This window comes from Stenotrophomonas maltophilia group sp. Smal32 (genome assembly GCF_030237085.1).
GTDB classification, from domain to species: domain Bacteria; phylum Pseudomonadota; class Gammaproteobacteria; order Xanthomonadales; family Xanthomonadaceae; genus Stenotrophomonas; species Stenotrophomonas maltophilia_Q.
Map to the genome: position 1 here is coordinate 3,515 of NZ_JASJSI010000126.1, position 8,246 is coordinate 11,760.

The following is an 8,246-nucleotide window of genomic DNA, read 5'->3' on the forward strand; positions in this document are numbered from 1 at the left end:
CAGCGCGACTCGCAGTGGGAGGTCAAACGCAATGGGCCCCGCCGCGCCCCGACGCCCCCCCCCCTGCGGTCATTTTATGATCCGGTGCACCCTTCACCCCCCCGCCCACGGCGGCCGGGTGGGCGCGGACCCCCCCCCCACGAGGGCCTCGCCTCTACAGGTGCCGGGTCACCCCCCGACGATACGGCCGTCCACCACGCGCGCCACCTGCTGGCCGAACATCGCCACATCCTGCGGGTCGTGGCTGATCAACAGCAACGGGATTCCGGTCCGGTCCAGCACGGTCTCCAGCTCCTGGCGCAGATGCTGGCGCAGGTCATGATCCAACGCGGAGAACGGCTCATCCAGCAACAGCGCCTGCGGCTGCGTCACCAGCGCACGTGCCAACGCCGTGCGCTGGCGCTGGCCACCGGACACCTGCGAGGGCAGCAGATCACCCACCGTGTCGATACGGAACGCCTGCAGCCATTGTTCCACCGCATCGATGCGCCGGCCGATCCGCGGATTCAACCACCCCTTCTCCAGACCGAATGCCACGTTCTGGCGCACGCTCAGGTGCGGGAACAATGCGTAGTCCTGGAACACATAGCCTATCCGGCGGCGCTGCGGCGGTAGATCCACGCCGGTGGCCGCATCGAACAGGGTCTGTCCCTGCAGGCGCACATGGCCCTGGCGTGGCCGCAGCAACCCGGCCACCGCTTTCAGGGTCAGGCTCTTTCCGGAACCGGACGGACCAGACAACACCACCTGCTGCTGCGTGCACTGCAGCGATACGTCCAACACGAAATCCTGGGCGGCCGCCTGCAGGCGGCGCTGTACCTGCAGTTCAAGCCACATCGCGCAGCTCCCGGCGACGCCCGCCCACCAGCCGCGCGGCCAGCAACAGGATCACGATGCAGACCACCGAGGTCAGGATCACCAGCGCATTGGCCTTGCCGTCCTGGCCGGCCTGTACCGCCTCGTAGATGGCGATCGACAACGTCTGCGTCCGGCCCGGAATGCTGCCGGCCACCATCAGCGTCGCACCGAACTCGCCCATCGCGCGCGCAAACGCCAGCAGCAGGCCGGCGAGGATGCCGCGCCACGCCAGTGGCAGCGTGATGCGGAAAAACACCGCCACTTCGGACACACCCAGCGTGCGTGCGGCCTGCTCCAGCTGCCCGTCCACTTCCTCGAACGCCGCGCGTGCCGGCTTGAACACCAACGGCAGCGAGGCCACCGCCGCAGCGATCACCGCCGCCTGCCAGGTGAACACCAGGTTGATGCCGAACCACGATTGCAGCCACGCCCCGATAGGGCCGTTGCGACCGATCAGTACCAACAGGTAGTAACCCAGCACCGTCGGTGGCAGCACCATCGGCAGGGTCAGCAGCGAATCCAGCAGCTCGCGGCCGGGAAAGCGCCGACGCGCCAGCAGGGCGCCCAGTGCTACGCCCAGCACCAGGTTGATCGCGGTGGCCCAACCGGCCACCTTCAGCGACAACCCCAGCGCGCTCCAGTCCAGATCCATGCCTCAGGGCTTGCCGAACCCGTGTTTGGCCAGGATCGCCTGGCCCTGAGCCGAGCGCACGAAGGCGGTGAAGCGCTTGGCCTCCGCCGGCTGTGCACTGGCCTTGATCACTGCCAGCGGATACGCGATGCGACCGGCCACCGGCACCGCAAAGGCGCGGCGCACCCGGTCGGGCATCGCCTGCGCATCGGTGGCATAGACAAAGCCGGCATCCACTTCACCGCGTGCCACGTAGTCCAACGACTGGCGCACGTTCTGCGTGGTGATGGCCTTGCCCCGCACCGACGGCCACAGGCCCGCCGCTTCCAGTGCTCCCTTGGCATAGCGGCCTACCGGCACGCTGTCCGGGTTGCCCAGCGCGATGCGCTGCACACCAGCACCGGCGAGGTCCTTCAAGGTACGCGGCGCCACCTTGGCCTGCGGTGGCACCACCACCCACAGCGCATTCACCGCGAACACCTCGCGGCTACCGGCGGCCAGCAGATCCTGCTGCTGCGCCTGGTCCATCGTGGTTTCGTCGGCCGAGGCGAATACATCCACCGGTGCACCGCGGCTGATCTGCTGCAGCAGTACGCCAGACGCGGCAAAGTTGAAGTCGACCTTGGTGCCCGGGTGCGCCTTCTCGTAGGCCGCGCCCAGTTCACGGAAGCTCTCGGTCAGGCTCGACGCCGCCGACACCGTCAGGTCGGCCGCCCAGGCCGGAACTGCAGCCAGCATTCCGAGCAACAACAGCCCCACTCGCTTCATGGTCGGCCCCTTGGTTGTCTGATCAGTCCAGTCCGGGTTCCCGGGTCACGGCCAGTTCCGCCAGCCGCTCGGGTTGCAGCAACAGCATCTCACGTTGGTTCACCGCAATCACACCCTCGTCGCTCAACCGGCGCAGCACCCGGCTCACCGTCTCCGGCGCCATCCGCAGGTAGTTGGCAATCTCGGTACGGGCCATGCTCAGGTTGAAGCGGGTAGCCGAGAATCCGCGCCGGGCATAGCGCTCGGAAAGATCCAGCAGAAACGCCGCCATGCGCTCCTCGGTGCGATGGTTGGCGGCCAACGTAGCGACCTTGCCGATCTCGGCACTGAGCAGGCTGAACAGCCGTGCCTGCAACCCCGGCATGCGGGTGGCCAGCAGGCTCAATCGCGGGAAGGAGATGCGACACAGATAGACCGTGTCCAGCGCCACGGCATTGCAGGGAAAGCGCGCACCGTGGATGGCATTGAGCCCGATCACTTCACCGGGCAGGTTGAAGCCCAGCACCTGCTCGTTGCCCTGGCTGTCATCGACAAAGGTCTTGACCATGCCGGCACGCACGGCGGCGATCGAATCGAACGGATCACCGGCACGGAACAGGTAGTCACCGGCCTGGAACGGCCCCACGTGGTCAACCAGCACATGCAGCTCGCCCAGCGCGGTCTTGTCATAGCCCTGCGACGTGCAGGCATCGGAGAACGCGCAGGTGCTGCAGAAATGCAGCGCATCACCGTCATCGGCCGCCGCAGGATTGGGCGTGGCCGGTCGCAGCGGAGAAGGAGCAGAGGGGTTCAGGGGCATTGCAGCGACGCAGGAACGAAGGCCCCCATCATACGACAGCATGCCGCCCGCCCCTGCGCAATGCACCTACTCCGACGCAGGCTTCGAACGCCGTTGCGCACCGCGCTGCCGCACGCTGTCGCGCACATCCACGTCGAACTGGAGTTGCAGCATGCTGTCGTCATCCAATGCGATGCCGAAGCCAAGACCCTCACGGCACGGCAGGCGCGCCGCCAGTGCCTCCACGGCTTCGCGCGGCAGCACCAGCCGGCAGAACGTACCGCCATCGAGCAGCACCGCCTGATCGCCGGCATGCAACGACAGTGCCACACCCCAGCCACCGCTGCCGCCAAAGCGGGTCAGGTTCTCCACCGACTCACCGACCAGCAGGCGCGCCAGTTCCTCTTCATCCACGCGCAGGCGCATCGATTGCTGTTGCAGCTGGACTTTCATGGTGCGGTGGACTCCCATTCCGATGGGGTATTGCAGTTGAGCAGCAACGCCTGATCCCCTGGCGCCAGTGGCAACCGGGTCACGCCCAGGCGTTCCTGCAGGGCACGCAGCGAACGACGTGCCCTCGGATCTTCAATCAATTCCTGCAGCACGCGGCGGCAATGATCATCGATCTGCAACCGCATCGGCAATGGTTCGTCGGCAAACACCACGCAGGGAGTGTCTCCTGCCAGGCACAGTCGCTGCAGCAGTACCGCGCTCAACCGCGGCGTGTCCACCGGCACCACCCATGCCGGCTCGTCAGGCATCTGCATTGCCACGCTGTAGAGCCCGCCCAGTGGCCCGCATCGGGGCACACGATCGGGGATGCCGCCGAAGGCCGGGTAGTTGCCGCTGATCCAGACCTCGCGCGCGCCGGCCTGCGTCAACAGGCCCCGCATGTGCTCCAGCAGGGTGCGGCCCTGCCACGGCAGCGTTGCCTTGTCGCGGCCCATCCTGCTCGACAGGCCACCGGCCAACACGATGCCGTTGATGGTTCCATTCATGGTAGAGCCACGCCATGCGTGGCTGCGTCGGCCGGGTGCGCCGGGAGAGCGCTATCCACGCATGGCGTGGATCTACTGGCGTCACGGGCTGTGGCTGTGCGCATGCGCAGGCTCATCGTCCGCATGGCACAGGCTGCAACCTTCGCTCCACTGGCTGTCGCCGTCCTCGTAATGCTCCTGCTTCCAGATCGGGCACTGGTGTTTCACCACCTCGATCAACTGCCGGCAGGCGCGGAACGCCTCGTCACGGTGCGGGCTGCCGGCGGCCACCACCACCGCCACATCGCCGATGCCCAACCGGCCCTTGGCGTGTGCCACATACAGCTTCAGCTTCGGACCAAACGTGGCCTCGACCTCGGCGGCCAGGCGCTTGAACTCGTTCAGCACCAACGGCTCGAACAGGTCGTAGGTGATCCCGGTCACCTGCCGGCCCACATTGACGTCGCGCACCTTGCCGATGAACACATCGATGCCGCCGAAGCCCGGATCGGAGACCGCCGCGATGCCTTCGGCCGGATCAATCGCCGCCTGCGCGCGGTCCACCACCTTCGCGATGATCGTCTCGCTCATCGCTCAGCCCCCGCTCACCGGCGGCAGGATCGCGACCCGGCCATCGTCGGGCAACGCCTCGTGGTCGCGCAGCACGCGTTGCTGGTCGGCGAACGCCGAGTAATCCAGCAGCCCGGCACGGAAACCCGGCCAACGCAGCGGCAGCAGCTCGCGCAGCGCCTGGCGCAGATCGGCCACGGTGCCGCCGGCCACCTCCACGGCAATCTCGCGGCTGGCATCCAGATCGGAGAACGCGCCGAACAACTGCAGATTTACCTGTCTCATTACGGCTCCTGGCTCGCCAGCTGCACCGGGTCCTGATGACCCCAGCCCTGCACACGCACCGGCGTGCCGGCAGGGGCCAGACCGCCCTCGCCTTCCAGCACCACCCAGGCGTTGGCCTGCAGCATGGACATCAAACGGAACGACTCCTGCCCGGCCAGCACGCGCGCACTCAGGCGGCCCTGCGCGTCCACTTCCACCCGCGCCCGCGCGTGGAAGCGCAGGCCCGGCGGCGTGCGCACGTCGGCCTGCAGCGGCAACGTCAGCACCGGCTCCGGTGCCAGCCCCAGCAGGCGGCGCAGCACCGGCTCGACGAAGAAGCGCTGGCCCACCGCAGCCGACACCGGGTTGCCGGGCAGGCCGAAATACAGCGCGCCATTGGGCAGCACCGCAAACAGCAACGGCTTGCCCGGGCGGATTGCCACCTTGTGGAACACGATGCGCGCACCCCGGCCGCGAAGCGCGTCGGGAATGAAATCGTAGCGGCCGGCCGACACCGCGCCGGTGCTGATCAACAGCTGAGCACCCGCGTCCAGCGCTTCATCCAGCACCGCGTTGAACGCCGCCACCTCATCGCCCACCGTGCCCTGCCAGACCACCTCGGCACCGGCGGCCTGCAGGCGGCCGACCAGATACGGCCGGTTGCTGTCACGAATCTGCCCGGATGCCAGCGTCTGCGCCGCCTCGGTCACCAGCTCCTTGCCGGTAGCAATCACCGCCGCCTTTGGCCGCGCCATCACCGCCACCTCGCCCACGCCGATGGCATGCAGCAGGGTGCGCGCGTTGATGTCCAGCACCTGCCCGGCCTGCAGCACGCGCTCGCCGTCGCTTACATCCTCGCCACGCAGGCGCACGTTCTGGCCCGGCTTCACCAATGCCTTCAGGGCAATGCGGGTCGGGCGGCCATCCTCGCTGGCGAGGATCTCCACGTTCTCGACCGGTACCACCGTATCCAGCCCGGCCGGCATGCGCGCACCGGTCATGATTTCCCAGGCACCCTCGCCGCCTTCGGCGCCGGCATCACCGGCTGCCTGCCAGCCCTGCACAGCGAACTCGGTACCAGCTTCGAACGTCGCGCCGTTGGCGCGCAGCGCGAAGCCGTCCATCGCCGAATTGTCGAACGGCGGCAACGACTGCCCGCTGTGGATGTCACTGGCCAGGGTACGGCCGCCGGCCTCATGCAGCGGCAGGCGCTCGGCCGGCAGCGGCGTGGCCGCGTCCAGCAGGTGCTGCAAGGCTTCGCTGTAGGCAATCATCAGTGGCCACCACCCTCGACCATCGCCAGGGCGTGGCCCAGTACCGGCGCCAAGATGTCCAGGCACTGCGCCGCCGCCTTCGGGCTGCCGGGCAATGCGAACACCAGCATGTTGCCCAGCTGCACCACCTCGGCGCGGCTCAGCCAGGCCATCGGCGTGTGCTGTGCACTGAGTGCCCGCACCATCTGCGCCAGGCCATGCACCGGCCGCGCGTTCAAGGAACGCAGCGCCTCCGGGGTCAGGTCACGCGGGCCCAGCCCGGTACCTCCGGTACACAGGCACAGGCGCACGCCCTCGGCGGCCAAGGCCTGCAGGCGGCCCGCCAATGGCTCGATGCCATCGGGCAGTACCTCGGCGGCCACCACCTCGCCCCCCAGCTTTTTCAGGCCGGTCACCAGGGTCGGGCCGGACACATCCTCATAACTGCCCTCGCTGGCGCGATCACTCAGTGTGATCACCGCGCAGGCCGCACCCTCCAACCCCTTCGGTGCACGCGGCTTGAAACGCGCACGCTCGGCCTCGTCCATGCCGTCCGGGTGCAGCCAGACCCCGCGCTTGCCGCCTTCCTTGAACAGCAGGCGGATGCCTTCGATGCGCAGGGCCGGCTCCACCGGCTTGCTCAGGTCGTACAGGGTCAGCAGCGCCGCGTTGACGCCGGCCAGTGCCTCCATCTCCACGCCGGTGCGCGCCTCGCTCGCGCACTCGCACCACACGCGGATCGCCTGCCGTTCCGGCACCGGCGCACAGAACACCTGCACCAGCTCCAGCGGCAACGGATGGCACAGCGGCATCAGCATCGACGCCATCTTGGCGCCCTGCAGGCCGGCAATCTCGGCCATCACCAGCGCATCGCCCTTGGGCAGGCGGCGCTCGACGATCAGCGGATAGGCCACTGGACCGGCATGCAGCTCGCCCACCGCCACCGCACGGCGGCGGCTGATGCGCTTGTTACGGACATCGGCCATGTGGAAGGCCGCATTCAATTCCCCACTCATCGTGTTGCTCATCCTCCGATCGAGGCCAGGTGCGGGGTCAGCCCGGTCTGGCCCTGGTGCAGTCCATGCCCGGCCGCTTTCAGGCCAAGCTGGGTGGTGATGCGTGCCAGCAGCGCGTCATGGTCATCGTCGCGTTGCAGAAGCGGGCGCAGCGGCACGCCGAACTCGCCGAACAGGCACAGCCGCAGATCACCCTTGGCGGTCACCCGCAAACGGTTGCAGCCCTTGCAGAAGTCACGCGAGTACGGGGCGATGATGCCAATGCTGCCGCGATGGTCAGGGTGGCTGAACTCGCGCGCCGGGCCCGCATCGGCCACGCGCGGGCGTTCGCGCCATCCGGCGGCCAGCAGCTGCTCGATCACCACTTCGGCGCGCAGGTGGTGGCGCTGGAAATAGGCTTCGTTGTCGCCGGTACGCATCAGTTCGATGAAGCGCACGCTGAAGGGGCGATCGCGCAGGTACTCCATCCACTGCGGGAGCTCGTCGTCGTTCAGGCCGCGCAGCAGCACTGCGTTGAGCTTGATTGCCGAAAGGCCCAGCGCCTGCGCCAGCGCAAGACCCTGCTGGATCTCTGGCAGACGGTCGTGGCCGGTGATGGTGTGGAAACGCTCGCGTTGCAGGCTGTCCATACTCACGTTCAGCGCGGTCAGGCCGGCCCGGTGCCAACCCGGCAGGCGCCGCGGCAGCAGCGTGCCATTGGTGGTGATGGCCACCTTGCGGATGCCCGGCACCGCCGCCACGGTGGCGATGATCTCGTCCAGATCCTTGCGCAGGCTGGGCTCTCCACCGGTCAGGCGGATCTTGCTCATCCCCAACGCCGCAAAGGCCCGCACCAGGCGGCCGATCTCCTCCACCTGCAGGAAACGCGGGTGGCCATCCGCCTGGTACCCGTCGGGCAGGCAGTAGCTGCACCGGAAGTTGCAGGCTTCGGTGAGCGACAAGCGCAGGTACGGAAAGCTGCGTCCGAAACTGTCGGTGAGTTGGCTCATGGCTGTTCCGCCTCCTGGTACCACCCTGCAGCCCTGCCCCTGAACGGGTTGTCGACCCCAACCCGCAGAGTGCGCTGGGGCGTTGAAAGCGTCAACCCGGGAGGCACGCAGCCTGAATTGGCGCCGACTGTCGTGAAAGGCC

At 67.9% G+C, this 8,246-nt stretch carries 11 protein-coding genes; all 11 read right to left on the reverse strand.

What is annotated here, in order from left to right; translation table 11 throughout:
• Nucleotides 1-168: 168 nt before the first annotated feature.
• Nucleotides 169-837 carry a sulfate/molybdate ABC transporter ATP-binding protein gene (locus QRO91_RS19845; protein ID WP_197633128.1) on the reverse strand — a complete coding sequence of 223 codons (669 nt, stop codon included), beginning with the start codon at nucleotides 835-837 and terminating at the stop codon, nucleotides 169-171.
• Nucleotides 827-1,510 carry a molybdate ABC transporter permease subunit gene (gene modB, locus QRO91_RS19850; protein ID WP_065196410.1) on the reverse strand — a complete coding sequence of 228 codons (684 nt, stop codon included), beginning with the start codon at nucleotides 1,508-1,510 and terminating at the stop codon, nucleotides 827-829. The genes QRO91_RS19845 and modB overlap by 11 nt, the downstream gene beginning before the upstream one ends.
• 3 nt (nucleotides 1,511-1,513) lie before the next feature.
• On the reverse strand, nucleotides 1,514-2,257 hold the full coding sequence (gene modA / locus QRO91_RS19855) for a molybdate ABC transporter substrate-binding protein (protein ID WP_197650713.1): 744 nt from the start codon (nucleotides 2,255-2,257) through the stop codon (nucleotides 1,514-1,516).
• 22 nt (nucleotides 2,258-2,279) lie between these two features.
• Nucleotides 2,280-3,056, reverse strand: coding sequence for a helix-turn-helix domain-containing protein (locus QRO91_RS19860; protein WP_197650714.1), 777 nt, complete (start codon nucleotides 3,054-3,056; stop codon nucleotides 2,280-2,282).
• A gap of 66 nt (nucleotides 3,057-3,122) precedes the next feature.
• On the reverse strand, nucleotides 3,123-3,488 hold the full coding sequence (locus tag QRO91_RS19865; protein ID WP_049432820.1) for a hypothetical protein: 366 nt from the start codon (nucleotides 3,486-3,488) through the stop codon (nucleotides 3,123-3,125).
• Nucleotides 3,485-4,033 (reverse strand): molybdenum cofactor guanylyltransferase, encoded by a 549-nt coding sequence (locus QRO91_RS19870; RefSeq protein ID WP_049432823.1) that lies wholly within the window; start codon nucleotides 4,031-4,033, stop codon nucleotides 3,485-3,487. The genes QRO91_RS19865 and QRO91_RS19870 overlap by 4 nt, the downstream gene beginning before the upstream one ends.
• 81 nt (nucleotides 4,034-4,114) lie before the next feature.
• Nucleotides 4,115-4,603, reverse strand: coding sequence for a molybdenum cofactor biosynthesis protein MoaE (locus QRO91_RS19875; RefSeq protein ID WP_197633124.1), 489 nt, complete (start codon nucleotides 4,601-4,603; stop codon nucleotides 4,115-4,117).
• Nucleotides 4,604-4,606: 3 nt separating this feature from the next.
• A complete protein-coding gene (locus QRO91_RS19880; protein ID WP_005413671.1) occupies nucleotides 4,607-4,867 on the reverse strand; it encodes a MoaD/ThiS family protein in 261 nt (86 codons plus the stop codon).
• Nucleotides 4,867-6,120 (reverse strand): gephyrin-like molybdotransferase Glp, encoded by a 1,254-nt coding sequence (gene glp, locus QRO91_RS19885; RefSeq protein WP_197633123.1) that lies wholly within the window; start codon nucleotides 6,118-6,120, stop codon nucleotides 4,867-4,869. Before glp ends, QRO91_RS19880 begins: the two co-directional genes overlap by 1 nt.
• On the reverse strand, nucleotides 6,120-7,115 hold the full coding sequence (gene moaCB / locus QRO91_RS19890; protein ID WP_100443832.1) for a bifunctional molybdenum cofactor biosynthesis protein MoaC/MoaB: 996 nt from the start codon (nucleotides 7,113-7,115) through the stop codon (nucleotides 6,120-6,122). The genes glp and moaCB overlap by 1 nt, the downstream gene beginning before the upstream one ends.
• An 8-nt stretch (nucleotides 7,116-7,123) precedes the next feature.
• Complete coding sequence (gene moaA, locus QRO91_RS19895; RefSeq protein WP_197633122.1) at nucleotides 7,124-8,104, reverse strand: GTP 3',8-cyclase MoaA; 981 nt, start codon at nucleotides 8,102-8,104, stop codon at nucleotides 7,124-7,126.
• Nucleotides 8,105-8,246: the final 142 nt, after the last annotated feature.

Coding starts and splice junctions, on each gene's coding strand:
- modB (WP_065196410.1), bottom strand. CDS start 1,510: ATGGATCTGGACTGGAGCGCGCTGGGGTTGTCGCTGAAGGTGGCCGGT.
- QRO91_RS19880 (WP_005413671.1), bottom strand. CDS start 4,867: ATGAGACAGGTAAATCTGCAGTTGTTCGGCGCGTTCTCCGATCTGGAT.
- QRO91_RS19870 (WP_049432823.1), bottom strand. CDS start 4,033: ATGAATGGAACCATCAACGGCATCGTGTTGGCCGGTGGCCTGTCGAGC.
- modA (WP_197650713.1), bottom strand. CDS start 2,257: ATGAAGCGAGTGGGGCTGTTGTTGCTCGGAATGCTGGCTGCAGTTCCG.
- QRO91_RS19875 (WP_197633124.1), bottom strand. CDS start 4,603: ATGAGCGAGACGATCATCGCGAAGGTGGTGGACCGCGCGCAGGCGGCG.
- QRO91_RS19865 (WP_049432820.1), bottom strand. CDS start 3,488: ATGAAAGTCCAGCTGCAACAGCAATCGATGCGCCTGCGCGTGGATGAA.
- QRO91_RS19860 (WP_197650714.1), bottom strand. CDS start 3,056: ATGCCCCTGAACCCCTCTGCTCCTTCTCCGCTGCGACCGGCCACGCCC.
- moaA (WP_197633122.1), bottom strand. CDS start 8,104: ATGAGCCAACTCACCGACAGTTTCGGACGCAGCTTTCCGTACCTGCGC.
- moaCB (WP_100443832.1), bottom strand. CDS start 7,115: ATGAGTGGGGAATTGAATGCGGCCTTCCACATGGCCGATGTCCGTAAC.
- glp (WP_197633123.1), bottom strand. CDS start 6,120: ATGATTGCCTACAGCGAAGCCTTGCAGCACCTGCTGGACGCGGCCACG.
- QRO91_RS19845 (WP_197633128.1), bottom strand. CDS start 837: ATGTGGCTTGAACTGCAGGTACAGCGCCGCCTGCAGGCGGCCGCCCAG.